26 protein-coding genes are annotated in these 25,585 nt (G+C 49.4%); 1 reads left to right on the plus strand and 25 read right to left on the minus strand.

The genetic code is table 11. The annotated features are described in order from the left end of the window. Nucleotides 1-5: 5 nt before the first annotated feature. From VJ374_RS15845 to VJ374_RS15925, 17 genes are all read right to left on the minus strand, one after another. A complete protein-coding gene (locus VJ374_RS15845; RefSeq protein ID WP_069201504.1) occupies nt 6-167 on the minus strand; it encodes a CxxH/CxxC protein in 162 nt (53 codons plus the stop codon). A 143-nt stretch (nt 168-310) separates the two neighbouring features. Continuing rightward, on the minus strand, nt 311-1,600 hold the full coding sequence (locus VJ374_RS15850) for a S1C family serine protease (protein WP_023469839.1): 1,290 nt from the start codon (nt 1,598-1,600) through the stop codon (nt 311-313). 106 nt (nt 1,601-1,706) lie between these two features. Beyond that, the gene (locus VJ374_RS15855) at nt 1,707-2,498 is read right to left on the minus strand and encodes an MBL fold metallo-hydrolase (RefSeq protein WP_290753792.1); all 792 of its coding nucleotides are present in this window, start codon (nt 2,496-2,498) and stop codon (nt 1,707-1,709) included. 10 nt (nt 2,499-2,508) lie between these two features. Beyond that, complete coding sequence (locus VJ374_RS15860; RefSeq protein WP_329469641.1) at nt 2,509-3,345, minus strand: two-component system regulatory protein YycI; 837 nt, start codon at nt 3,343-3,345, stop codon at nt 2,509-2,511. Nucleotides 3,346-3,351: 6 nt separating this feature from the next. Next, nucleotides 3,352-4,668: a two-component system activity regulator YycH gene (gene yycH / locus VJ374_RS15865; RefSeq protein ID WP_329469642.1), complete on the minus strand. Its 1,317-nt coding sequence runs from the start codon at nt 4,666-4,668 to the stop codon at nt 3,352-3,354. After that, nucleotides 4,665-6,515 (minus strand): cell wall metabolism sensor histidine kinase WalK, encoded by a 1,851-nt coding sequence (walK, locus tag VJ374_RS15870; protein WP_035411745.1) that lies wholly within the window; start codon nt 6,513-6,515, stop codon nt 4,665-4,667. Before walK ends, yycH begins: the two co-directional genes overlap by 4 nt. Before the next feature lie 2 nt (nt 6,516-6,517). Then, nucleotides 6,518-7,225, minus strand: coding sequence for a response regulator YycF (gene yycF, locus VJ374_RS15875; protein ID WP_023469844.1), 708 nt, complete (start codon nt 7,223-7,225; stop codon nt 6,518-6,520). Between the two features lie 225 nt (nt 7,226-7,450). Next, entirely contained in the window at nt 7,451-8,743 is a 1,293-nt protein-coding gene (locus VJ374_RS15880; RefSeq protein ID WP_056064628.1) for an adenylosuccinate synthase, read from the minus strand. 211 nt (nt 8,744-8,954) lie between these two features. Next, entirely contained in the window at nt 8,955-10,307 is a 1,353-nt protein-coding gene (gene dnaB, locus VJ374_RS15885; RefSeq protein ID WP_023469846.1) for a replicative DNA helicase, read from the minus strand. A 19-nt stretch (nt 10,308-10,326) separates the two neighbouring features. Continuing rightward, nucleotides 10,327-10,770, minus strand: a complete 444-nt coding sequence (gene rplI, locus VJ374_RS15890; RefSeq protein WP_023469847.1) for a 50S ribosomal protein L9 — start codon at nt 10,768-10,770, stop codon at nt 10,327-10,329. Then, a complete protein-coding gene (locus VJ374_RS15895) occupies nt 10,767-12,752 on the minus strand; it encodes a DHH family phosphoesterase (protein WP_035411741.1) in 1,986 nt (661 codons plus the stop codon). The genes rplI and VJ374_RS15895 overlap by 4 nt, the downstream gene beginning before the upstream one ends. A 134-nt stretch (nt 12,753-12,886) precedes the next feature. After that, complete coding sequence (gene rpsR / locus VJ374_RS15900; protein WP_023469849.1) at nt 12,887-13,117, minus strand: 30S ribosomal protein S18; 231 nt, start codon at nt 13,115-13,117, stop codon at nt 12,887-12,889. Between the two features lie 44 nt (nt 13,118-13,161). After that, nucleotides 13,162-13,680 (minus strand): single-stranded DNA-binding protein, encoded by a 519-nt coding sequence (ssb, locus tag VJ374_RS15905; RefSeq protein WP_023469850.1) that lies wholly within the window; start codon nt 13,678-13,680, stop codon nt 13,162-13,164. Nucleotides 13,681-13,703: 23 nt separating this feature from the next. Next, nucleotides 13,704-13,991, minus strand: a complete 288-nt coding sequence (gene rpsF / locus VJ374_RS15910; RefSeq protein ID WP_035411738.1) for a 30S ribosomal protein S6 — start codon at nt 13,989-13,991, stop codon at nt 13,704-13,706. A gap of 120 nt (nt 13,992-14,111) precedes the next feature. Continuing rightward, nucleotides 14,112-15,212, minus strand: coding sequence for a redox-regulated ATPase YchF (gene ychF, locus VJ374_RS15915; RefSeq protein ID WP_035411737.1), 1,101 nt, complete (start codon nt 15,210-15,212; stop codon nt 14,112-14,114). A 229-nt stretch (nt 15,213-15,441) separates the two neighbouring features. Further along, nucleotides 15,442-15,630 (minus strand): DUF951 domain-containing protein, encoded by a 189-nt coding sequence (locus tag VJ374_RS15920; RefSeq protein ID WP_023469853.1) that lies wholly within the window; start codon nt 15,628-15,630, stop codon nt 15,442-15,444. After that, nucleotides 15,602-16,531, minus strand: a complete 930-nt coding sequence (locus VJ374_RS15925; RefSeq protein ID WP_056064622.1) for a mechanosensitive ion channel family protein — start codon at nt 16,529-16,531, stop codon at nt 15,602-15,604. Before VJ374_RS15925 ends, VJ374_RS15920 begins: the two co-directional genes overlap by 29 nt. A gap of 182 nt (nt 16,532-16,713) precedes the next feature. Between VJ374_RS15925 and yyaC the strand changes: the two genes are divergently transcribed. Continuing rightward, a complete protein-coding gene (gene yyaC / locus VJ374_RS15930) occupies nt 16,714-17,331 on the plus strand; it encodes a spore protease YyaC (protein WP_035412220.1) in 618 nt (205 codons plus the stop codon). A 37-nt stretch (nt 17,332-17,368) separates the two neighbouring features. Here yyaC and VJ374_RS15935 read toward each other — a convergent pair whose 3' ends face one another. The 8 genes from VJ374_RS15935 to rpmH all read right to left on the minus strand — a co-directional run bounded on the left by VJ374_RS15935 (nt 17,369) and on the right by rpmH (nt 24,849). Further along, nucleotides 17,369-18,133 (minus strand): ParB/RepB/Spo0J family partition protein, encoded by a 765-nt coding sequence (locus VJ374_RS15935; protein WP_329469652.1) that lies wholly within the window; start codon nt 18,131-18,133, stop codon nt 17,369-17,371. A gap of 38 nt (nt 18,134-18,171) precedes the next feature. Then, a complete protein-coding gene (gene noc, locus VJ374_RS15940) occupies nt 18,172-19,005 on the minus strand; it encodes a nucleoid occlusion protein (RefSeq protein ID WP_035411731.1) in 834 nt (277 codons plus the stop codon). Between the two features lie 48 nt (nt 19,006-19,053). Beyond that, entirely contained in the window at nt 19,054-19,770 is a 717-nt protein-coding gene (gene rsmG, locus VJ374_RS15945; RefSeq protein WP_308102335.1) for a 16S rRNA (guanine(527)-N(7))-methyltransferase RsmG, read from the minus strand. Nucleotides 19,771-19,775: 5 nt separating this feature from the next. Continuing rightward, nucleotides 19,776-21,665, minus strand: coding sequence for a tRNA uridine-5-carboxymethylaminomethyl(34) synthesis enzyme MnmG (mnmG, locus tag VJ374_RS15950; RefSeq protein WP_035411727.1), 1,890 nt, complete (start codon nt 21,663-21,665; stop codon nt 19,776-19,778). 43 nt (nt 21,666-21,708) lie between these two features. Beyond that, nucleotides 21,709-23,091, minus strand: coding sequence for a tRNA uridine-5-carboxymethylaminomethyl(34) synthesis GTPase MnmE (mnmE, locus tag VJ374_RS15955; RefSeq protein ID WP_056064613.1), 1,383 nt, complete (start codon nt 23,089-23,091; stop codon nt 21,709-21,711). A 147-nt stretch (nt 23,092-23,238) separates the two neighbouring features. Further along, nucleotides 23,239-24,093 (minus strand): membrane protein insertase YidC, encoded by an 855-nt coding sequence (gene yidC / locus VJ374_RS15960; RefSeq protein WP_329469655.1) that lies wholly within the window; start codon nt 24,091-24,093, stop codon nt 23,239-23,241. Nucleotides 24,094-24,197: 104 nt separating this feature from the next. Continuing rightward, nucleotides 24,198-24,548 (minus strand): ribonuclease P protein component, encoded by a 351-nt coding sequence (gene rnpA, locus VJ374_RS15965; protein ID WP_023469862.1) that lies wholly within the window; start codon nt 24,546-24,548, stop codon nt 24,198-24,200. A gap of 166 nt (nt 24,549-24,714) precedes the next feature. Beyond that, the gene (gene rpmH / locus VJ374_RS15970; RefSeq protein ID WP_012371910.1) at nt 24,715-24,849 is read right to left on the minus strand and encodes a 50S ribosomal protein L34; all 135 of its coding nucleotides are present in this window, start codon (nt 24,847-24,849) and stop codon (nt 24,715-24,717) included. Nucleotides 24,850-25,585 lie beyond the last annotated feature (736 nt).

Genomic DNA, 25,585 nt, shown 5'->3' on the forward strand with positions numbered 1-25,585 from the left:
GATATTTATTTTTTGCTTGACACAAGATATGTTGCCGGTGCCTCGCAGTATTCACACGTGATGTTTTTTTCTGGATTTAGCTGATCGAGAATCGGGTATTGTTCTGTTTCATCTACGATTTCGTCAAGTGCGAGCTCGACATGTTCTAAGCAGACGTACTTATCCACAGGTGGTCTCCTCCTTTCACTTATCCACATTTATCCGCTTCCAGTATAACAAATATCAACCTTCCTGACCGGAAAAGCCGCAGGTTCCTTACTTAAAAAAACCATCCACAGGTCGGACCTGTGGATGGTTTTCAAGTGATGCCTTACTGAACGGTTGGTGACTGAGCTGACAACTTCACATCTGCTGTCTGCTTTTCCCCGCCTCGGTAGAACGTGACTTTGACCGTTTCGCCAACTTTTGCATCCCGGTAGAGAACACTTTTCAGATCAGCGAACGATGCGATTGCTTTTCCGTTAATCTCGACGATGACATCGTTTGCCTTCATTCCCGCTTTTTCGGCTCCGCTGTTACGTGTTAGACCAACGACGACGATTCCTTTCGTGACATCATTCGGCAATTTCAACCGATCTTCGCGGTATCCGCTTGGGAATTCCTGCACGTCACGGATCTGAATCCCAAGCTGTGGACGAACGACTTCACCGTTTTGCTCGAGATCACGCATGATTGGTAACGCTTCGTTGATTGGAATCGCAAATCCGACTCCTTCGACACTTGCTTCCGCAATCTTCATCGAGTTGATCCCGATCAATTGACCGGCTGTATTGATGAGCGCTCCACCCGAGTTCCCCGGGTTGATCGCTGCATCGGTTTGGATGACTTCCGTATTGAAGTCTTGCTGTCCATCTTTGTTCGTATCAACTGGAACCGTCCGTTCCTGCGCACTGATGACACCGCGCGTGACGGAGTTCGCGAAGATTCCGAGTGGGTTTCCGATCGCAAGCACCGTTTCACCGGCACGTAACGTATCCGAATCCCCCAGTTTTGCGACTTGTGTCACTTTCGATGAATCAATCGACAGGACCGCTAAATCGTACGTCGGATCTTCGCCGAGGACTTTTGCCTCGAGTGCTGTTCCGTCGGATAACGTGACAGACAAGCGACTTGCCCCTTCAACGACATGGTAGTTCGTGACGACGTAGGCTTTATTGCCGTCTTTTTTATAGATGACGCCGGACCCTGCACCCGTTTCCTGATCGGTTCCTTGAAACGAGCTCTGAAGGTTCGTTACGCTCACGACGGCTTCCTTCGTCTTACCGACCGCACCGACGATGTCGGCTTCATCCTCTGTCGTCTGTGTCGCAGTCTGTTCCGCTGTCGTCGACGAAACCGGAGTCGGACTCGTCATCTCATCGCGGACGAACGGCCACGCGACGAGGGCGATCAACAAAGCTCCGACGATTCCGCCGATCAGACCGACGAAAAAGGCTTTTCCGGCACCGCGACGACGCGGTGGTTCTGGTTGTTCTTCATATGGTTCACGATAAGGGCTGACCGGTTCGCTCGTTGCCGGCTGACGGGGCGGGAAGCCGCTCTCATCGGATGACTGTTCGTATCGTTCGGATTCGTTCCGTGGTTCTTCCGGTCGATCCATCGACATACGCCTCCTTTATGACTCTCTTTACACAAGTATACCCCCATCACGTGGCAAGTGAGCCAAATGTGGGGGTCTTTTGAGCATATTCAGTAATTTCCCATAATCAAAGCTTTAGGAGCGGCGTCGGAATGACCGGATCCGTGTCGAGAAGCTGAATCTTACTCAGATCGACGTCACGGCTTGCGAGCGTCTGGGAGACACTCATCCGGGCGAGTTCCTTCATGTTGTTGTCCTTGCTTAAGTGGGCCATGTGGATCCGTTTCGTCCGGTCATCTAGGACCTCGCTCATAGCGATTGCGGCGTCCTCGTTCGAGACGTGTCCGTAGTCGCCAAGGATCCGTCGTTTGACGCTCCACGGATAATGTCCCATCTGGAGCATACCGATATCATGGTTCGCTTCGAAGATATAGGCATCGGCGCCCCGAATGACACCTTTCATCCGGTCCGAGACGTATCCGGTATCGGTGATGTGTGCCAATCGTTTTCCTTCATGCGCGAACTGGAAGAACATCGGATCCGCTGCATCATGACTGACGTTGAATGATTCGACTTCGATGTCACCGAACTGCTTGACCTCTCCGACTTCCCAGAGGAACTTCAGCGCCGGGTCGATCTTACCAATCTTCGCTTCCATCGCCGCCCACGTCTTTTCATTGGCATAGAGCGGGATGTTGTACTTGCGTGCCATGATGCCGACGCCTTTGATATGGTCGGAGTGCTCATGGGTGACGAACAGACCATCGATGCCTTGCGGCGACCGGTCGATCTGGTCGAACAAGGCGAGCATCGCCTTGCCGGTCAGTCCGGCGTCGACGAGCAAACGGGTCTGTTCACTTTCGATATAGAGGGCGTTCCCCGTCGAGCCACTGGCCATGACGCTGTAGTGTAGGCTCATCGTGCATTCCTCATTTCTCTGAGACTGTATCCAATCGTTCGACGGTCTGGACACCGCCGTCAATCGCATTGACGAAGTAGACTTCCTCGTTGTCGAGCTCGATTTGCCACGTCGGCGGCAGGATTTGAACGGATTCCGTGCCTTCCGTGACGAGACAGAAATATCCGAGCTTATGACTCGTCAACCGTTTCGATGCCGGGAACAAGCCTTGCTCCGACAACTGGACGATCGCTTCACTTGCTGATAACAACGTCACGTCCTGTGCTTGCCGGACGACCTTGTTCAAGTGGCGTTGTTTGTAGCTGACAATCTCCTTCGCATCGTTGAGCTGCAAGACGAGCAGGGACGGTCCGATCATCGCATCGTCCTCACGCGACTGCTGTGGTGTCGAATAGAGCGGCTGTCCCTTATACGTCTGAACGAATGTCATCTCCTGATACTTACTATCATACTTCCAAAATGTATATTCGGCACCATACCGAATGGACGCTTGAACGAACGATGAAGCGGAATCCCGCATCGTCTTCGTTTCGAGTCGATACGGTTTCGTCAACCGGACCGACCACTCGACATCATTCTTGACGGAGGCGACTGCATCTTGAATCGGTGAACTCGCAAGTGGTGCCAGCGTCCGCGCATCGACTTCAGCCGTCAAATAACCAATGTCTCGCGTGACAGGTTGCAGTTTCTTCTCATCGATGTGACGATCCTTCAAGATCGACTTCCCGGTCGCACTTGTCGCGACGATCCGCGGCTCGACCATCCGGTCCATCAATTGAATGGCAAGGTAGACGTTCAGGATCAAAAAGGTCAGCATCAATAAGGTCTTCGCTTTACTCCAGTCCATTCGTCCTCACCCCTCATTCCCGACAGCTTGATTGATCGATTGCCAAACCCCATCGACCTTGATGAACCACGTCGGCTCAAAGACAGCGTAGCGGCTCGTTGAAATTTTATACGTCATCTCATATCCGACCCGGATCCCACTGATTTCTTTTAAGAAATCGGCGCGTCTTAGACGTTCAAGAACCGTTTCGACAGCCGGCACCGTCTCTTCCCGAAGGATCAACTTCCGCTTCGCTCGAAGCATGCTGCGGCTGAGCGACCGGACTTGATTTTCTTCATACATGATCTTCAGTGTCGCGAGATCGAACTTCGTCTGTTCGAGCAACGGACCGCTCTCCCCGAACACCGGATACCGGTTCAAGTACAACCGGAACGTCGCCGTCTGTTCCTCGCCCTTCTTACTCATCTGATCGAAGTAATAGCGGAAACCACTCCGTTGTGTCTCTTGATCAAGCCAGCCTCCATGAATATTGACGTAGCTAACGAGCGTGCTGTAATCAACGGTCGAGCTTTGGGTGTTCGGCGATAACGTGTTGAAGCGATAGACATTGTAGTTTCGGTCGTACGTCGAGACGCTGACGCCATCCGTCAAGACGTCGAGATCATCGCGACTCTTGATTTGCTGGACGTTCGAATTTTCGGCAAAGAAGGCACTCCGGATGCGATCGAGTGGTTGCGGCGATTGCCCGACCTCGTCATAGACGAAGACTTGTTCCAGCCGTGTCGTACCACTCGCGACATACGTATAATCGCCCCCTTTGAGTTCGACGCGCGTCATCGGTTTTTTCTTATCGTACGCGAACAGTCGTTTCAGAACCGTCTCATCGCCGACGAGTTTAAAGTCCTTTAGACGCCCCGTCGCCGACTCAAGACGGAGAATCGGACCATCGTAATCGAGGAGATAGAGCCGTTTGATCGGTTCTGAGAACGCGATCTGTTTTTCTCCGAGTAACTCCTCAAGCATCGTTGCGCTGATCGGTGTCGGAAAAATCATCTCGACGCTCCGCTCGCCGACCGGGATGTTCTTTGCTTTATCCGTCAGGACAAGGACCCCGATATTGAACGATGCACCGATCCGGTTGAGGAAGGTCCGCCCGATGATTTGCGTTTGGTACGTCCCTTCCTGATCCGAATAGACAAGTAATTCCGGATTAATCAGTTGGTTGCTTTCAATCGTCTTTGAGGCATCGATCTCGTTGAACGAGACTTGTTCCCGCTCGATCGATTCACTGCTTGGATGATAGGTCCAGAGCATCGCTGTCTGAGCGATCGAACCGGCGACGAGCAGGACGAGTAACAGCGAACTCCAGTGTTGTTTCTTCATCCGGCATCCACCTCTTCGATCACCTCATACGGAAGCGTGAAGTAAATCGTCGTACCGCGTCCCCATTCGCTTTCTGCCCAGATGTCGCCACCGTGAGCCGAAACGACGTCTTTCGCAATCGACAGACCAAGACCAGTGCCGCCGATTTTACGGGCACGGGCTTTATCGACACGATAGAAGCGTTCGAAGATTTTTTGGAGATTCGCTTTCGGGATTCCGACACCTTCATCCTTGATGCTGATGACGATCCGTTTTGCCCGGAGCATCGTCCGGACGGTGATTGTTCCGCCTTCCGGTGAGTATTTGATCGCGTTCGTCAGGATGTTATCTGCGACCTGAATCAATTTATCCTGATCTCCACGGATATAGACTTTCCGCTTCATGATCTTACGACGGAAACGAATCCGTTCCGGCTTCGTCATGTCATGGCGATCGAGAATCTCATTCAAGAACTGAATGTAATCGAAGCGGACCTTGTTCATCTTGTATTCCTTACTGTCCATCTTCGACAGCTGTAAAAGATCGGTGACGAGGCGGATCATCCGCTCCGTCTCATTTTGTGTCGTCTCAAGGAAACGCGGTGCGAGTTCCTCATCCTGATAGGCGCCTTCTGCCAAGGCTTCGAGGTAGCTGCGCATCGTCGTCAGTGGTGTCCGGAGCTCGTGACTGACGTTCGCGACGAATTCACGTCGATCCTGTTCGACCTGCTCCTGTTCCGTGACGTCATGTAGGACGACGATCATCCCGGTAATCGGTCCACTGTGTTTCTTGACGGGCGAGAAGAATGCCCGGACGAGGAACAGTTCGTCCTCACTACTGAAATCGAGCAGACGCGGTGGCATCGTGCCGTCTTCCGGAATCATGAAATCGTCACCGAGTGCCAGTAGGTCCTTCAAGTTCGTTCCGACGACGCTCGCATCGTCAGCGCCGACGATATCCTTCGCTTGATCATTCATCAAAATGACGCGCAGCGTCCGGTCCGTCGCGATGACCCCGTCGGTCATGTTCTCAAGGACACTCGTCAACTTCCGCCGTTCGGCTTCCGTCGTCGCGTTCGCTTCGAGCAGCTCATCCGTCAATTCATTGAACGAACGAGCGAGTTGCCCGATCTCATCATCCGAATAGACTTTAACCTTCCGCGAGAAGTTCCCGCGTCGCATCTCGATCGCTTGACGCCGCATATCCGAAATCGGACGCGTGATCGTCCGCGACAGCAAGACTCCGAGAATCGACGTGATGACGAGGGCGATGACTGTTCCGGTCGCAAGAATCCGCGTGACCTGTTGCATCTGCGAATAGATCGACTCCATCGAGGCACGGACGTAAATCATCCCGGTCGTCACACCGTCTCGTTCCGAGGTGACGGGTACGGCAAAGATCCGGATCTTATCTTCTGATTCCGGATCGAGTACGGTATCCGTCCGGGTCGAGCTCGTTGCCTGCGCTTTTTTAATCAGTGAATTCGTCGCCCGTTGACCGACCGCCGACTGGTTCTCGTCATCCGATGTCGCTTGGATGATCGAGTCCTGATCGATAATCTGGACTTCGAGGATGTCGTTCCTTGAGGTGGAGCCATTACTAAACTCAGACAGCAGTTGCCCTAATGATTGGGACAACTGCCGTTTGGAGGCTTCATCATCGCCTGTTTTATCGAATTCCTTCCCGACGTTATAGGCGACAAGACCTGCCCGGTCCTCGACCGACTTCGAGAAGTTCGTAATGTACTGCTTTTCAAGGGAACGAACGAAGTAGACACCAATGACCTGCATCGCCACTAAAATCAATAAGGCATAGATGACGACAAGCTTCCATTGGATGGATTTAAAGAAGTTCGTTCCTTTTAACATCGTTATTCATTCTCCCCGTCTTGGAGATAGTAGCCGACTCCACGACGCGTCATGATATAGACCGGCGTACTTGGGTTATCTTCGACTTTTTCACGAAGACGGCGCACTGTGACGTCGACTGTCCGGACGTCACCAAAGTAGTCATAGCCCCAGACCGTCTGCAACAAATGCTCACGCGTCATGACTTGACCGATGTTTTTCGCGAGGTAATGCAACAATTCGAACTCACGCTGCGTCAGCTCGATCTTTTGATCCTTACGTGTCACTGTATGCGAATTCGTATCGATATACAGTTCTCCGACTTTGAGTGGACCTGGTCCAACCGGTTGTGGTGTAGCTTCCGGACTCGTATTGCGCAAGTGGACTTTAACGCGGGCGAGTAACTCACGTGAGCTGAATGGCTTCGTCACGTAATCATTCGCACCAAGCTCAAGACCAAGTACCGTATCAATTTCAGAATCCTTTGCTGTCAGCATGATGATTGGAATCTTCGACGTCTTCCGGACCTCCCGGCAGACCTCCATCCCGTCCATTAGTGGAAGCATGATATCAAGTAACATCAAATCCGGTTTGAACTCCTCGAATTTTTCTAATGCCTCCACGCCGTCGTTTGCGATCGCGACCTGGTAGCCTTCTTTTTCTAATTTAAACTTGAGTATATCTGCAATCGGTAACTCGTCATCGACGACTAGAATTTTACGTTCCGTCACTGGGTGTGCCCCCTTAAAAATTTCTATTCAATCTATTTTACCTGTTTTTTCGGCATATAGAAAGGTGGCGACGGAAACTCCCGGCGCCACTCGCTCTACTGTTCGTCGTCTCACGGGAGAGGTTCCACGTGAAACACTGTATTCAGTATACCTGTTTTTGCTTCCGTTTGTGAACCATTTCGCACAAAAAACAGCCTCTTGCAGGAAGCAAGAGGCTATTGAGACTTATGCTTCTTCGTAGAGATCACGCAAGACGACGGTCTGTTCACGACCCGGTCCGACCGAGAACGTGACGAGCGAGATACCTGTCAGATCCGCGATCCGCTTGACGTAGTTCTGTGCGTTCAACGGTAGATCTTCAAAGCGACGGACACCTGTGATGTCCTCTTTCCAGCCTGGAAGCTCTTCGTAAACTGGGACACATGCTTCAAGATCACGGAAGCTTGCTGGGTACTCATCGATCTGTTTACCATTGAATTCGTACGATGTACAGATCTTCAACGTTTCGAGTCCTGTCAGAACGTCGATCGAGTTGAGCGAAAGATCCGTCAACCCACTTGTACGGCGCGAGTGGCGAACGACGACAGAGTCGAACCAACCAACACGACGCGGACGTCCTGTCGTCGTCCCGTATTCACGACCGACTTCACGGATTTGATGACCGATATCATCAAACAATTCCGTTGGGAACGGACCGTCACCGACACGTGACGTGTACGCTTTACAAACACCGACGACATGGTCAATTCGGGCTGGACCGACACCAACACCTGATGCAACACCGCCAGCTGATGCGTTCGATGATGTAACGAACGGATACGTTCCGTGGTCAAGGTCGAGTAAGACACCTTGTGCGCCTTCAAACAACACTTTTTCACCGTGATCAAGGCTATCGTTGACGACGACGGATGTATCACAGACATATTTCGCGAACTCTTGTCCATATGCATAGTACTCTTCGAAGATATCGTCGAACGCGATTGGTTCAGCGTCATACATTTTCGTGAACATGCGGTTCTTTTGGTCGAGAACGATCTTTAACTTCTCAGCAAACGTTTCTTTGTCGAGTAAGTCTGCCATCCGGATTCCGATTCGTGCGGCTTTATCCATGTAGCACGGTCCGATTCCTTTTAGCGTCGTTCCGACTTTTGCGTCGCCCTTCGCTTCTTCTTCTAACTGATCCTGCAACTGATGATACGGCAAGATGACATGCGCCCGATTCGAAATTAACAAGTTATCCGTTGAAACACCACGATCGTGCAGATACTTCAATTCCTTGACGAGTGATTTCGGGTTGACGACAAGACCGTTCCCGATGACACATTTCTTATCCGAGTAAAAAATACCTGATGGGATCAAGTGCAATTTGTACGTCTCGTTATTGAATACGATCGTATGTCCTGCATTGTCTCCACCTTGATAACGTGCTACGACGTCAGCTTGTTTTGAAAGAAAATCGGTGATTTTCCCTTTTCCTTCGTCGCCCCACTGTGTTCCGACTACTACTACTGATGACATCTTATCATCCACCTCCACGTACGATTCAAAACCACGACTAAGTGTAACGCGATAAAAAAAAGAAGTCAACCAAATACCGAACAATTAATTGTTACAATTCTCTTTCGTTCGTTTAATTATCGTTTTTAGTGAATAAACTGAGAATCTTTAGGTGAAAATAAAAAAAGCTACGTTTTGCCTCCGATTCATCGAGGGCAAGACGCAGCTTGGATTAAGCAGGTGGCGCGTACGAGTTGCTTGGCTCGAGATCCACGAACTTGTTGAATTCTTTTCGGAAGGCGAGCTTGACGGTACCGGTTGGACCATTCCGCTGTTTCGCGATGATGATCTCAATCGTATTCGCATCTTCCGTTTCTTTATTGTAGTAATCATCACGGTACAAGAAGGCGACGATATCGGCATCTTGCTCGATCGCTCCCGATTCCCGGATATCCGACATCATCGGTCGCTTATCTTGACGACTCTCCACCCCACGCGAGAGCTGCGATAAGGCGATGACGGGGACTTCAAGTTCACGCGCGAGTGATTTCAAGGAACGGGAAATTTCCGAAACCTCTTGTTGACGGTTGTCGCTAGAGCGACCATTCCCTTGAATCAACTGCAAGTAATCGATCATGATCATCCCAAGACCATGCTCCTGCTTCAAACGACGGCATTTCGCCCGGATATCATTGACCCGAATACCTGGTGTATCGTCGATGTAGATACCGGCTTGAGACAAGTTACTCATCGCAAGCGATAACTTCCCCCAGTCCTCTTCTTCGAGTTGACCCGTCCGCAGACGCTGCGCGTCGACGTTTCCTTCGGCACAGAGCATCCGCATGACGAGCTGTTCGGCACCCATCTCAAGACTGAAGATGGCGACGTTCTCGTCAGCGCGTGTTGCGACGTTTTGCGAGATGTTCAAGGCGAACGCGGTCTTCCCGACCGACGGACGTGCTGCGACGATGATTAAATCGTTGCGCTGGAAGCCGGCCGTCATCTTATCGAGATCTTGGAAACCGGTCGGAATCCCCGTCGTCTCGCCGCTCTGCTTATGCAATTTATCAATCGTTGCATAGGCACTCGTCAAGACGTCCGAGATCGGGATGAAGCTCGCGCTTCCTTTTCCTTGTGATACTTCGAGAATCTTCCGTTCTGCCTCGTTCAGCAGGACATCGACCTCATTTTGCCGTTCGTATCCATCAGTGACGATCTCGCCTGCCGTCCGAATGAGACGCCGGAGCGTCGACTTCTGGTCAACGACGTTGACGTAATAATTGATGTTGGCTGCAGTTGGTACCCCTTCTGCCAGTTCCGCTAGATAGGGTAGACCACCAATCTCATCTAGAATCCCGAGCGTACTGAGCTCGGCTGTCACCGTAACGAGGTCGATCGCTTCGCCTCGGTCGGACAGCACGAGCATCGCTTCAAAGATCCGTTGGTGAGAGGCACGGTAAAAGTCCTGCGGTAACAGACGTTCCGATGCACTGATCAAACGATCCGCATCAATCATGATCGCCCCTAGGACGGCTTGTTCTGCCTCGATGCTTTGGGGAGGCATATTTTGCATGACTTCACTCATCACCGGTCCCCTTTTCTACTCACGCCTCTTTGACCTGAACGTTCAGTGTCGCTGTCACTTCGTTGTGTAACTTCAATGGTACCTTCGTAAAGCCAAGTGCCTTGATCGGGTGCTCGAGCTCGATTTTGCGTTTATCGATCTTGTAACCCATGCTTTTAAGTGCTTCTGCGATCTGTTTACTTGTGACTGATCCGAAGACACGACCGCCTTCACCGGCTTTCGTCGAGACGACGATCGTCTCTTTTTCGATTTTTTCTTTTAACGCTTGCGCGTCAAGCAAGTTCTGTTTCGCTTCTTCTGCTGCTTTACGTTCGTGTGCTTCATGTTGCTTCAAGTTGCCAGTCGTCGCAGGGCGCGCCAACTTTTTCTTGAAGAGTACATTATTTGCATAAGCATCGGCCACGTCTTTGACGTCTCCTGCTTTCCCTTGTCCTTTTACATCCTGTAAGAAAATAACCTTCATTCTGATTCCTCTCCTTTTGTCTCATCTTCTAAATATTGATCGATTGCTTTACGCAACGCATCCGCCACGGTGACGACTGATTCTGACATCTGTGTCGCCGCGTTCGTCAAGTGACCGCCGCCACCGAGCGTCTCCATGATCAACTGAACGTTGACATCCCCAAGCGAACGGGCGCTAATCGCCGTTCGTCCGTCTTGAAGTTCCGCGATGACGAAAGCGGCGCGAATGCCTCGAAGCGATAACAATTGATCGGCTGCTTGCGCAATCAATACTTGATCGTGAATGACGCCTGGCTCTGCTGTCGCAATCGCCATCCCTTCCGTATAGACTTCGGATCGCTCGAGGATATGTGACTGCTCGACGTACGTCTCAAGATCCTGACTGAGAAACTCTTGTACGAGCACTGTGTCAGCACCTTGTGAGCGTAAATAGGATGCAGCATCGAACGTCCGAGAACCGGTCCGCAGGGCAAAGCCTTTTGTATCAACGATGATCCCAGCGAGTAACGCCGTCGCTTCAAGCATCGCCAGTTTCTGATTCGTCGGTTGGTACTCGATCAGCTCGGTGACGAGCTCTGATGTCGAAGAAGCATACGGCTCAAGATACACGAGAACCGCATCTTCGATGAAATCTTCGCCCCGACGATGATGATCAATCACGACCATATGCTCGAATCGATCGAGCAAGGCCGGTACGACAACAAGCGATGGTTTGTGTGTATCGACGACGACGAGTAACGTCTGATCGTCGATCAATTGATCAGCTTGAAACGCATTGACGAATCGTGTCTCGAGTTGTGGTACTTCGGCAATCTCATCCATCATCCGGCGAATCCCGCGTCCGATTTCTTCCGGTGGTAAGACGATATGTGCTTCCTTATCGTTCATTTCCGCAAGCTTCAAAATGCCAATTGCTGATCCGAGTGCATCCATGTCTGGATTTTTGTGACCCATGATCAGGACACGGCTCGATTCCTGCATTAAGTCACGAAGCGAGTTAGCGATGACCCGGGCCCGGACGCGCGTCCGTTTTTCCGTCGGATTCGTCTTGCCGCCGTAAAAGCGGACCTTCCCATCACGTTTGATGACGACTTGGTCGCCTCCTCGTCCCAGCGCAAGATCGAGACTCGACTGAGCCATCTGACCAAGCGCCGGAATCGGGTCACTTCCGCAACCAATTCCGATGGATAACGTCAACTGGACGCCGCGTTGACTCGTCTCTTCCCGAACCGTATCCAGAATCGTAAATTTCGATCGTTCGAGAATCCGTAGATTCTCTTCTGTCGTAACGATGAAATACCGATCGGACGCGGTCCGCTTGATATACGTCCCGTGTTCCGCTGCCCAGTGATTCAACAACTGCGTGACCCGGCTGTTCAGTTCACTGCGTAACTGATCCTCGATGCCTTGTGTCATCTCATCGTAGTTATCGAGATAGATGACACCGATGACCGTCTGATTATCGACGAGTTGTTGTTCAACTTGTGCTTCTTCCGTCATATCGAACAGGTAAAAGGTCCGGTTCTCATGATTCGAAAAGACACGATACACGGCATCGCCGATTTCAAGCGTCGCTTGATCCTCATTCGTCGCGACCATTTCGATGAATAAGGGATCGAGCTCATTGAGCGTCTGTCCCATTGCTACATCATCAAAGATATCCCGCATCGGATCATTGAACCAGGTGACAAGCGTTTCCTCATCGTATAACAAAATCCCGATTGGCATGTTCGTCAACGCATCTTGTCCCGTCTCCTCGACTTGCATCGAGATTCCGGCGACGTACGTCTCCCATGCCCTGCGTGCACGACGTTCTTCGAATAGGTGCAATCCGAAGAGGAGGGCAGTCACGACGGCTCCGATGGCAGAGATGACCGGTTCGCGGACAGCGACGACGAGAAGCAGACCGACGATTAATAGATACGGAATGAAGCGAACGATACGTCGTTCGCGTTCCGGTGATACTTGTTGACCTGACTCCATCGTGTCCTCCTTATATGCTCTATAGGGTTAATTAAAATTTTTAGTAACTTGTTTATTATAACCGAAAAGCAGGAGGGGATGAAAGAGAAGCGAAAAAAAGCACCACCCTCACGCTTGAGGATGGTGCTACGAAATCAGTCAGCCACGTATGGAATTAAAGCCATTTGACGTGCGCGTTTGATTGCGATTGTAAGTGGACGTTGGTATTTCGCTGAAGTACCAGTCACACGACGTGGAAGAATCTTACCGCGTTCCGAAATGAAACGTTTGAGAAGTTCTACGTCTTTATAATCGATATGAGTGATGTGGTTCGACGTGAAGTAACATACTTTACGACGACGTTTTCCACCTGGACGACGTGCCATGTGATTAACCTCCTTTTTAACTTGGATTTTTCAGGACGATTTCCTTAGAACGGGAGATCGTCGTCTGAAAGGTCGATCGAACTACCGCCGCTGAACGGATCAGCGCCGAAGCCCGAATTCGATGAAGCGGGTGCTGGCGAGGAAGAGTTGTTCTGCTGTTGCTGTGAACCCCATCCTGCAGCATTCCCGTTTCCACCAGTTGATGAAGCGTAGCCTTCGCTACCATCCGAAGAACGGCTCGCGTTACGTGACTCAAGGAAGCGGACGCTATCAGCGACGACTTCCGCACGATAACGGCGTTGCCCTTCTTTATCGTCGTAGCTGCTAATCTGGAGGCGACCCTCTACACCAGCAAGACTACCTTTCTTCAAATACTGAGCAACGTTCTCTGCTTGCTTGCGCCAAACGACGCAATCGATGAAATCAGCTTCTCGCTTCCCATCTTGCCCTGTGAAAGGACGGTCACATGCGAGTGTGAATCGCGTTACCGCAATCCCGCTCTGCGTATAACGCATTTCCGGGTCACGAGTTAACCGACCGACTAAAACGACGCGGTTAATCATCAGAATCACTCTCCTGTTTCAGCTTATTTCTCGTCTTTTGTGATCATTAAGCGAACGATATCGTCACTGATCTTCATGAGACGGTCAAGTTCTTTTGTAGCTGCTGGTTCAGCAGTAACGTTAAGAAGAACGTAGAACCCTTCACGCATATCATTGATTTCGTAAGCGAAACGACGTTTACCCATTTCAGTTGTTTTATCAACTGTACCACCGTTATCAGTGAGGACTTTGTTAAAACGCTCCACTGTTGCTTTGCGTGTTTCCTCATCAAGTTCCGGACGGATGATGTAAAGTACTTCGTATTTACGCATATCTGTCACCTCCTCTTGGACTGGCGGCTCGAATGTTCGAGCAAGGAGCAATAATTCATTACTCACATTCGTTAATACTACCAAAGTATTTTGCTTTATGCAATAACGATTCGTTTTCGATTAGACGTTGAAGCGGAATGTGACGACATCGCCGTCTTGGAAGACATATTCCTTACCTTCTGAACGGTAACGACCTTGTTCCTTGACTGTCGCCATGTTACCTGCAGCTGCTAGATCTTCGTACGAAACGACTTCTGCACGGATGAATCCGCGTTCGAAGTCCGAGTGGATGACACCCGCACATTGTGGAGCTTTCATGCCTTTTTTAAACGTCCAAGCGCGTACTTCTTTTTCACCTGCTGTGAAGTATGTCGCAAGACCAAGCGTGCTGTACGCCGCATGGATCAATTGATCAAGACCCGACTCTTCGATTCCGAGATCGACGAGGAACTCTTGACGCTCTTCCGGCTCAAGCTCTGCAATTTCTTCTTCGATCCGAGCACAGATGACGATGACTTCTGCGCCTTCTTTTGCTGCGAATTCACGGACGAGACGCACGTTCTCATTGCTGTCTGCATCTGCGACTTCATCTTCGCCGACATTCGCGACGTAAAGCATCGGTTTCATCGTCAACAATTGGAAGTGTTTGACGAGTGCTGCTTGATCTTCATTCAATTCAGCGAGACGTGCTGGTTTCTCATCTTCGAGCAACGCTTGCACGATTTCAAGTGCTTCAAGCTCAGCCGCTGCGTTTTTATCGCGCGACTTGACTTGTTTTTGGACACGCTGAATCCGTTTTTCGACCTGCTCAAGATCTGCGAGGATCAATTCGAGGTTGATCGTCTCGATATCATCGATCGGTGAGACTTTTCCGGCCACGTGTGTGATGTTTTCATCTACGAAACAACGTACCACCTGACAGATCGCATCTACTTCACGAATGTTCGCGAGGAATTTATTTCCGAGCCCTTCCCCTTTAGACGCACCTTTTACGATACCGGCGATATCCGTGAATTCGAATGCTGTCGGGATCGTCTTTTTCGGGTTGACGAGTTCTGTCAATTTCCGAAGACGTGCATCTGGTACTTCAACGACACCGACATTCGGGTCGATCGTTGCGAACGGATAGTTCGCTGCCTCGACACCTGCTTGTGTGATGGCGTTAAAAAGTGTTGATTTTCCTACGTTTGGTAAGCCAACGATTCCTGCTGTTAATCCCACTTGGAATTCCTCCTTTTCGGTATTTCCTAGGAAATCCGTGCTAGCGGCCGCAGTGGGTAGAATGATTACACCACGTCAGCACATCTTTCACAATTATAGATAGTTCATTTTTTTTAAGCAAGGAGCTCGACCGTCTTTTTTAATCACGCTCTAATCGAACACAATCACTTTGCTTACGAAAGACAACGAAAAAGCGGATGTGATCACGAGAATCACATCCGCTTTTTCGTCACTCTGGTAAGACTTTTTTCAATCGTTTATCAAAATCACGACGTGGCATTAAAATGCTCGCCCCGCAACCTTGGCATTTGATTCGGATATCCATGCCGACCCGAATGATCTGCCATCGGTTCGTTCCACATGGATGCTGCTTCTTCATCTCAACATAATCATGGAGTTGATACGTTTTTGGAATCATCCGTCTGTCCACCATTCTTTTGTTCTGGATTCATCATGACCATCCGTGGATACGGGATCTTGATGTTTTCTTCTTCGAGTCCTTGCTTCAATTCCTTCCGGATCAGACGACCAGCTTGGAAATGTTGCATCGGTGGTACTTCTGCCATCAAACGATAGACGACTTCTGAAGGACCAAGTGTCTGAACACCGAGCATCTGAATCGGCTCGACGAACATATCGACATACTTCTTCGTCGTCCGGTCTGCAATCTCATGCAGAACTTGTTCGACGCGTTCAAGATCCTCATCATAGGAGACTTGGACATCGACGAGTGCGAAACTGTTGTCGACCGAATAGTTCGTGACTTGCAAAATCTGACCGTTCGGGATGATGTGGATTTCCCCGTTGAGTCCTTTGAGTTTTGTCGTCCGGATACCAAGTTCCGTCACGACGCCTTCGATTACACCGACGCGTACATAATCTCCGACTTTAAACTGACGTTCGAAGATGATGAACGCTCCTGTAATGATATCTTGCACCAAGTTCTTCGCACCAAACGAAATCGCGAGACCAGCGATTCCGGCACTGGCGACGAGACCGGTGATGTTGATTCCGAACTGACTAAGCACTGTCAACAACATGATGATTCCAAGTACGTAACGAATCGCATTTTGGAGCAACTTCAACAGCGTCTCGTTCTGTCGTTGTGCCAAGTAGTCATGTTCATTGATTTTCCTGATCGTAAAGAGACGTGAGACTGCCCCAGTCAAAACGCGCGTCAACACATAGAACGCCGCGATGATGATGAGCGCAATCAGTAGTTTCATCCCAAAACGAATCCACATATCCGCATCCATTACTTGATTGATCAATTTATCGACTTGGGCGACGGATTCTTGTACATCTTGATTGGTAGCCATTCTCTCATCCTTTCTTATTCTCTCTATTACGACAGTATACGTGATTTTAATCGAGTTTCAACCAAAGAGCCGATTTTGACGTTAGATTTCTGGAAAAACCGGGAAAGGAAAATCATCTAAGAACCCTTCACTCTTGCCAATCCACCACGACACCGACATCAAGAGAAGAAAGGATGATTTCGATGAACTTCCGCTTTCATTCGCACGAGCCCAAGCCCTATTCTTTCTTTTTAGAATATACGGAACCGTTCGCGAAAGAACGCTTAGCTGAACAATTATTCGAACAAGTCTCTGCCGTCCAAGAAAAACGTCCGATCGTACTCGTCTGCATTGGTTCTGATCGTTCGACAGGTGACTCACTCGGTCCACTCGTTGGGACATTCCTCGAGAAACAAGCGCCTGCTCATCTTCACGTCTACGGTACACTCGCTAAACCCGTCCATGCACTGAATCTCGCAGAAACCATTCACTCGATCCAAACGACCCATTACCGTCCACTCGTCATCGCGATCGATGCGTGTCTCGGTCGCCTTTCAAGTGTCGGACATGTCTTTTTCTCGGAAGGTCCACTCGCACCCGGCGCCGGCGTCCAAAAAGAATTGCCTGCGGTCGGTGACTTCAACATTAAGGCTGTCGTCAACGTCAGTGGATTCATGGAGATGATGATTCTCCAGAACACACGGTTACACCTTGTTTATGAACTAGCGGAACTCGTCGCGAACAGCTTCCACTTACTTGATGCGAAACTCTCCGCTGAATCCACACGGACGACGATTTCTTTCACGCCGCGTTCAATGTAAGCAAAAAGAAGCGAACCGTCGCCCGGATCGCTTCTTTTTAGTGATCCGATTCAGGTAACAGCAAGTCGAGCAACCGATTGAGGTCGTCTTCGTCTATAAAATCGATCTCGAGTTTCCCTGTTTGTTTTCCTTGTTTAATCCGAACTGTCGCCCCGTATTTTTCGCGAAGTGATTCCTCGACGAATTGAACAGCGGTCGCTTGTTGCGGACGGGCGGATTCCTTACGTTCCCGAAGCGCCTGCTCTAACCGACGGACGTTCCAGTTCTCCGCCATGACCCGTTCTGCCATCTGTTCGATTTTCTTTGGATGTTTCAGCGACAGGAGCGCGCGGGCATGTCCCATCGACAAACGTTCGTCCATGACCGCTTGTTGAACGAGCAATGGCAACTGTAACAGTCGAAGGCTGTTCGTAATGTGCGAACGACTTTTCCCGACACGCTGTGCAAGCTCTGCTTGCGTAATGCCGAATTCCTCGATCATCTCCGCATATGCCATCGCTTCTTCAATTGCAGATAAGTCTGCCCGTTGGATGTTTTCGATCAAGGCGAGCTCCATGACGCGTGTCTCGTCTGCTTCAATCACAAGGACCGGTACACGTTCGAATCCTGCGCGACTTGCCGCCTGATAGCGCCGTTCACCGGCAATGATTTCGTAATAGCCATCTCGTGGTCGGACGACGATCGGTTGGATCATTCCGTGACGAACGAGCGATTGGGCTAACTCTTCTAATGCTTTTTCATTGAATCGTTTCCGAGGTTGAGTCGGATTCGGGCGAATCGCCCGAACAGGTAATTCATTCACGTGCTTTCTCTCCTAAACGTAGCGGAAGGCACGACCGCTTATTCCGGACGTGCCTTCACGATGCGAATTCGCACCTCTACATATTCTTCGCAATCGACTTCTTCTTTTTCGATCGTCAATCCAGTCTGCTCGATCATATCGACGGAATCCCGCAAGGTGTTTAACGCGATTCGTGTATCTCGTGCAAAGCTTTTATGACGTTTTTTCTTCGGTGGCTGTGGTGTCATCAATCGTTCCACCCGGCGCTCCGTCTCCTTGACGTTCCATTCCCGTTCCAGAATTTCAGCGAGTACCGTTACTTGTAACGCTTCATCCTTAAGTGGCAATAACGCTCGGGCGTGACGTTCCGTGATTGTCCGTTGCTTCAATGCTTCCCGGACATCCATTGGCAATCGGAGCAAACGTAATTTGTTGGCAATCGTCGATTGACTACGTCCGAGCTTACGGGCTAACACTTCTTGCGTGATGTCTTGTAATGCAAGCAAACGCTCATAAGCTTCCGCTTCTTCGATTGGTGTCAAGTCTTCGCGTTGCAGATTTTCAATCAATGCCAGGGAAGCAGTCGTCTCGTCCGTCATCTCTTTGACGATGGCAGGAATCGTTTCCCAGCCAAGCGAGCGCACTGCTCGGTACCGTCGTTCTCCGGCAATGATTTCGTACCCTGTTCCTTGTTTTCGAACGACGATCGGCTGGAGTAACCCGTGCTCTTCGATCGTAACCGCTAGTTCTTCAATTCGGTCCCCGTCAAACACAGTCCGTGGTTGGAACTGATTCGCAACAAGTTCTGTCAATGGTAATTCCTGAACCGTCTCTTGGGGGTCAAGCTCGATCGTAGCAGGTTTACCGAGCAGTTTGGCAATTGCATTTCTCACGTTGGCGCACCTCACCTTTATCAGTCACCGTTTCACGTGAAACGGTGTTTAGCTTAATGGATCTTTCGCAGGCGTTCCCGCTTTACGCGGATATTTCCCGGGTGTTGTTCGTTTTTTATCTACAATAACGATATTACGCTCACTTTCCTCGCCTGGCAATTGGAACTGGAAACTTTCCCGTAAATTCCCACCGAGTACTTTCAAGGCAATCGCACCATCCTCAAGCTCTTCACTGACTTTCGCCGCCTTCAAGGCAACGAATTGTCCTCCGACTTTCGCAAGTGGTAGGCAATATTCCGCGAGAACGGACATCCGGGCAACCGCACGTGCGGTCACGACGTCAAATCGTTCGCGGAATTGTTTATTTTTACCGAACTCTTCTGCGCGTCCATGATGGAACGCGACACCTTCGAGTCCAAGTTCCGTCGCTAAATGATTCAGGAAGCCGATTCGTTTGTTCAATGAATCGACGATCGTCACTTGAAGGTGCGGGAACATGATTTTGATCGGCAGACTCGGGAATCCAGCACCTGCTCCGACATCACAAACCGTCGTGACTGTCGTGAAATCAAAATAGAACGCTGCTGTGATCGAGTCATAGAAGTGCTTTAAATAGACACCTTCTTCATCGGTAATCGCCGTCAGGTTCATCTTTTCATTCCACTCGACGAGCAGTTCATAATACCGCTTGAATTGATGCAACTGATGTTCTGAGACCTCAAGTCCCTGTGTTGCCAATGCTGTTACGAATTGCTGTTGGTTCATCTCGTTCACTCCGCAGTCAATGCGTATTGGCCTTGTTCGATATAGACAAGCAAGATCGAGATATCAGACGGATTAACCCCTGAAATCCGGGATGCTTGTCCGATCGAGAGCGGACGCACTTGGTTTAGTTTTTGTTTCGCTTCAATCGCTAATCCACTGATCGCATCGTAATCGAGACGATCCGGAATCCGTTTTTGCTCCATCCGCATCATTTTTTCGACTTGATCGAGTTGTTTATCGATGTAGCCGGCATATTTGACTTGGATTTCGACTTGTTCTGCTGCTTCTGCAGACAATGGTGTTTCCGGTGGTGTCATCTGCGCAATCATCGCATATGTGATTTCCGGGCGTTTCAGCAACGTGATCGCATGCAAGGCTTCCTTAAGTGGCGATGCACCAATCGCTTCTAGCTGTGCATTCACGTCCGGTGTCGCTTTGATGACGACCTTCTCAAGACGTTTCATCTCAAGACGGATTTGCTCTTGTTTGTCGAGCAACTTCGCTTGGCGTTCTTCCGAGATCAAACCGAGTTCATGTCCGATTTCCGACAGACGAAGATCCGCATTATCATGACGGAGCAACAAGCGGTACTCGGCACGTGACGTCAAGAGGCGGTACGGTTCGTTCGTACCTTTCGTGACGAGATCATCGATCATGACACCGATATAGCCTTGTGAACGTGACAAGATGAGTGGTTCTTTGCCTTGAACTTGTAGTCCAGCATTGATTCCTGCCATGATCCCTTGGCCCGCTGCTTCCTCATAACCACTTGTTCCGTTGATTTGACCCGCTGTGAATAAACCAGGAACACGTTTTGTTTCGAGCGTTGGCCAGAGTTGTGTCGGAACGACAGCATCGTATTCAATCGCATAACCAGGACGCATCATTTCTGAATTCTCAAGCCCAGGAATCGAGCGGAGAATATCGTGTTGAACGTCTTCCGGTAAACTTGTCGATAACCCTTGCACGTAGACTTCTTCCGTATCGCGACCTTCTGGCTCAAGGAAGATTTGGTGACGCGGTTTATCGTTGAACCGGACGACCTTATCTTCGATCGATGGGCAATAACGGGGACCTGTCCCTTTAATCATCCCAGAGAACATCGGTGAACGGTGTAGATTCGCATCGATCAACTGATGCGTATACTCCGTCGTATACGTCAACCAGCATGGAATTTGTTCCGTGATCATCTGTGTCGTTTCATGACTAAACGGAAGCGCTACTTCGTCACCTGGTTGGATCTCCGTCTTCGAGTAATCGATCGTTTTCCCGTCGATTCGCGGTGGTGTACCTGTCTTGAAACGTGCGAGCTCAAATCCAAGTTCTTCAAGATGTTTCGATAGATTGATCGATGGCATCTGATTGTTCGGACCACTCTCGTACGACAATTCACCGATGATGATTTTTCCGCGCATGAACGTTCCGGTCGTGATGATGACCGCTTTCGCCCGGTACTCCGCCCCTGTATTCGTGACGACACCGACGCAACGTCCTTCTTCATCGATCAACAACCGTTCGACGAGCGCTTGACGCAAGAGAAGATTCGGCTCATCCTCGAGCGCTTTTTTCATCCGGTTTTGGTATTCGAATTTATCTGCCTGCGCCCGTAATGCTCGTACAGCAGGACCTTTTGACGTGTTTAACATTTTCATTTGAATATACGTTGCATCGATCGCGCGTGCCATTTCACCACCGAGCGCATCGATTTCCCGGACGACGATCCCTTTTGCAGGACCACCGATCGACGGGTTGCAATACATGAATCCGACCATATCGGGATTCATTGTCAACATGACCGTTTTCGAGCCCATTCGTGCCGCAGCAAGAGAGGCTTCAATGCCGGCATGTCCGGCTCCGACGACGATGACGTCGAATTCACCTGCTTGATAAGCCATAGTACTGGTTCCTCCTTCTTATTCCACACGCAGTCGTCTCGAATTATTTCCCGAGACAGAACTGCGAAAACAACTGATCCAATAAACTATCCTGTGCTGTATCTCCATTGATTTCGCCGAGCGTGTCCCATGCCCGTCGTAAATCGATCTGTACCATGTCAATCGGCATCGCTGCTTCTGCTGCACCGAGGGCATCTTCAATCATTTGACTCGCGCGTTTGATCAGTTGGATATGTCGTGCATTCGAGACGTACGTCATATCTTGACTCTCGACACCCTGTTCAAAGAACAGACTCGCAATCGCCGCTTCAAGATCGTTGACCCCTGCTTCTTCGAGCAAGGACGTCGTAACGATTGGTCGACCATCGGCAAGTTCCGTGACACGTACCAAATCAATCTGTTGCGCCAAGTCACTCTTGTTGACGATGATGATTGCGTTCATCCCTTTAATCGCTTCAAACAGCAAAACGTCCTCATCCGTTAGGACATCGTTCCCGTTTAGGACGAGTAAGATCAAATCGGCCGTCTTTAAAGCCTGACGCGACTTTTCGACACCCATCCGTTCGACGATATCTTCCGTCTCTCGAATCCCTGCCGTATCAATCAACTTTAGTGGTACACCACGAACATTGACGTACTCCTCGATCGTATCGCGTGTCGTTCCCGCGATATCCGTGACGATGGCCTTCGCTTCTTGCACCAATGTGTTGAGCAAAGACGATTTACCGACGTTCGGACGACCGATGATCGCTGTGGATAACCCTTCACGAAGGATTTTTCCTTGGCGTGCCGTTGTTAATAACTCTGCCAGAATCGCGCGGACAGCTCCAGCGTCACGTTCGACGATCTGTTGTGTCATCTCTTCTGCGTCATATTCCGGGTAATCGATGTTGACTTCGATCGCAGCAATCGTCTGCAACAGTTGTTGACGTAAGTCTTGGACGAGTTTTGAGAGACGTCCTTCAATTTGACTGACGGCGACATGCATCGCTCGATCCGTCTTCGCGCGGATGAGATCCATGACAGCTTCCGCCTGCGACAAATCGATTCGTCCGTTCAAGAACGCACGTTTCGTGAATTCACCCGGTTCCGCTAATCGGACTTCCGGTTGTGCGAGGATGAGTTCGAGGACACGATTGACCGCGACGACTCCTCCATGACAATTCAATTCGATGACATCTTCACGTGTGAACGTCTTTGGTGCGCGCATGACACTCACCATTACTTCATCAACAACACGATCCGCCTCGTGATCGACCAATTTCCCGTAATGAATCGTATGGGTTGGTACTTCCGTCAAGCGGTTGGTTCCTTTATAGACGCGGTCGGCTACAGCGACTGCATCAGGACCCGATAAGCGCACGATCGCAATCGCCCCTTCTCCCATCGGCGTCGAAATCGCGGCAATCGTATCAAATTCCATCATCCGTTCTTCCACCTCGTTTTTCTTCTGTCTTTTTATACGTGTTCAATCCTTAATCGTTGCAATGGGTATAACGAAACAACTATACACGAAATGACGCAAAAGAAAAAGAGCGACACTCTGTCAAAACAAAGCGTCGCTCTTCACGTATTAGCGTTTCTTTTTCGATTTTTTAGGAGCCGGAGCTGCTTGCGCCGCTTCCTTATCGCGTTTTGCTGCAAGTGTTGCCTCTGTCTGCACTTTGATCTTTTCACGCATCGGCTTCATGATAACAATCGTGACGATGATCGAGAAGATATAACCGACGACCCAGTAAAGCGAAAGGGCAGATGGGAGTGTAACACCCATGATGAAGATCATGATCGGGAAGACGTAGAGCATGATTTTCATTTGTGGGTTGTCTTCTTGACCTGCCATCGAGATCTTTTGTTGCAGATACGTCAGTACTGCAGACATGATCGGCAAGATGAAGAATGGATCCGGTTTCCCAAGGTCGAACCAGAGGAACGTATGTTGGAAAATAGCCGGTGTATAAATGATGGCATTGTAGAACGCGATCAAGATCGGCATTTGGATCAAGATCGGTAAACAGCCTGCAAGTGGATTGACGTTATGCTCTTGGTAAAGCTTCATCATTTCCTGTTGCAATTTCTGTTGCGTCTCTTGGTCTTTTGAGCTGTATTTCTCACGAAGCTTCATCATTTCCGGTTGAATGACTTGCATTCCACCCATACTCTTCGTTTGTTTAATCATCAATGGAAGGATGACAAGACGAACGAGAAGTGTCGTAATGATGATTCCAATACCGTAATCACCGCTAAAGAACTGTGAAATCTCACGAATCAACCACGCCATCGGCCAAACGAAGTAATGTTTCCAAAAACCTTCTGTGTCTGCTGTGATCGGTTCACCAGTACCATACGAACTAGGTGTACAGCCGGATAATACGATCGCGAGCACGGACATGAGTCCGAGAGTTAACCAAATCTTAGTTCTCTTGTTCATAATTCCTCCTAGAAATTGTTTACGCTTTGTCGAACGCCATCTTCTTCTATAGTAAGGCAAGGAAAGGGAGCGCCGTACAAATCAACAGGATGCATTGCTACGATTCATTTTTTTGATCGCATCCAGACACCGGAACGTTTGAGCACGTGACGGAGACTGTCAGCCACTTCTTGCGCGGTCATCTTCGCGGCCGGATTGCGCGCGATGATCACCAAATCATAATTCGGGGCAATCGAGGCTTCATGCTGCTGGCATGCTTCCCGAAGATACCGTTTTACCTGATTCCGGACGACGGCATTCCCGATTTTCTTACTGACGGATAAACCAACCCGAAAGTGAGTCTGTTGCTCCTTTTTCAAGGCATACACGACAAATTGCCGATTTGCGACAGAGGCTCCTTTAGTAAACACCGCTTGGAACTCCTTGTCTTTCTTGACGCGGTATTCCTTCTTCACCTTATTCACACTCCATCCTGACACTACGAAAATTCGTCGTCTCTCATCATATCATAGAATAAACATGCGACGCGATAGGGCGCATGTGACAAAAGCACGAACACACGAAAAAACATAAAAAAAAATCACCTCGGATCATGCCCGAAGTGATGGATGCATCAATGCATTAGACAGTCAAGGCTTTGCGGCCCTTAAGACGGCGAGCAGCCAAGATACGGCGGCCACTCTTCGTAGCCATACGCGCACGGAATCCGTGAACTTTTTTACGCTTACGGTTGTTTGGGTTGAAAGTTGGTTTCATTCGTCTGCACCTCCTTTAAAAGATCTTTATAACCAATTGTTATTTTCTACTTTAAGGCAGTCTTGTACATTATATAAACTGATTGTGGCATTGTCAATGAAAGTTCAGAAGATTTCTCGCCTTGCATAAAGGTTTGTTTCTTAAAAACAGGCGATAGGATTCCAGCATGCAAACTCTATTACACAATAGAATGCGACTGGATCACAAAGAACAGATTGATAGACTTATCCACCTATCCACAGACTTATCCACATTATCCACACTTTCCGTGGATAACTCTTCACTTTGTCTACGATAGTATTTTTTAAAATCGACGTCAATCCTCGATTTTGGATTTCCTTTTTCCACTTCTTTTGTATTTTGTGAATAACTCTTTTTTAACGCTTCCTCTTTCAAAAAGTTATCCACCTCTTATCCACAATTTATCCACACTATCCACAGCTTGTGGGTAACTACCTGTGGACGATTGAATTTACTTGTGGATAAATCATTCCAACCATTGCCAGAGCTTATTTCTTTTGATACACTAATTGTGCATAACATGATCCTGATCGCTTAGGACAAAACAAGTTATACACACCCTGTGGATAACTTTATACACAGATTCAACTGCCTGTGGATAATGTTATCCACAGTTTTTACGTTATGGGGATAAGTCGAGTTTCTTCATTAACTTTGTCTGTGTATAAGCCTGTGTACAAATTTTTTCTATCTTGATAAAAAAAGGGGGGTATTT

The sequence above is a fragment of the Exiguobacterium sp. 9-2 genome, from assembly GCF_036287235.1.
GTDB lineage: Bacteria > Bacillota > Bacilli > Exiguobacteriales > Exiguobacteriaceae > Exiguobacterium_A.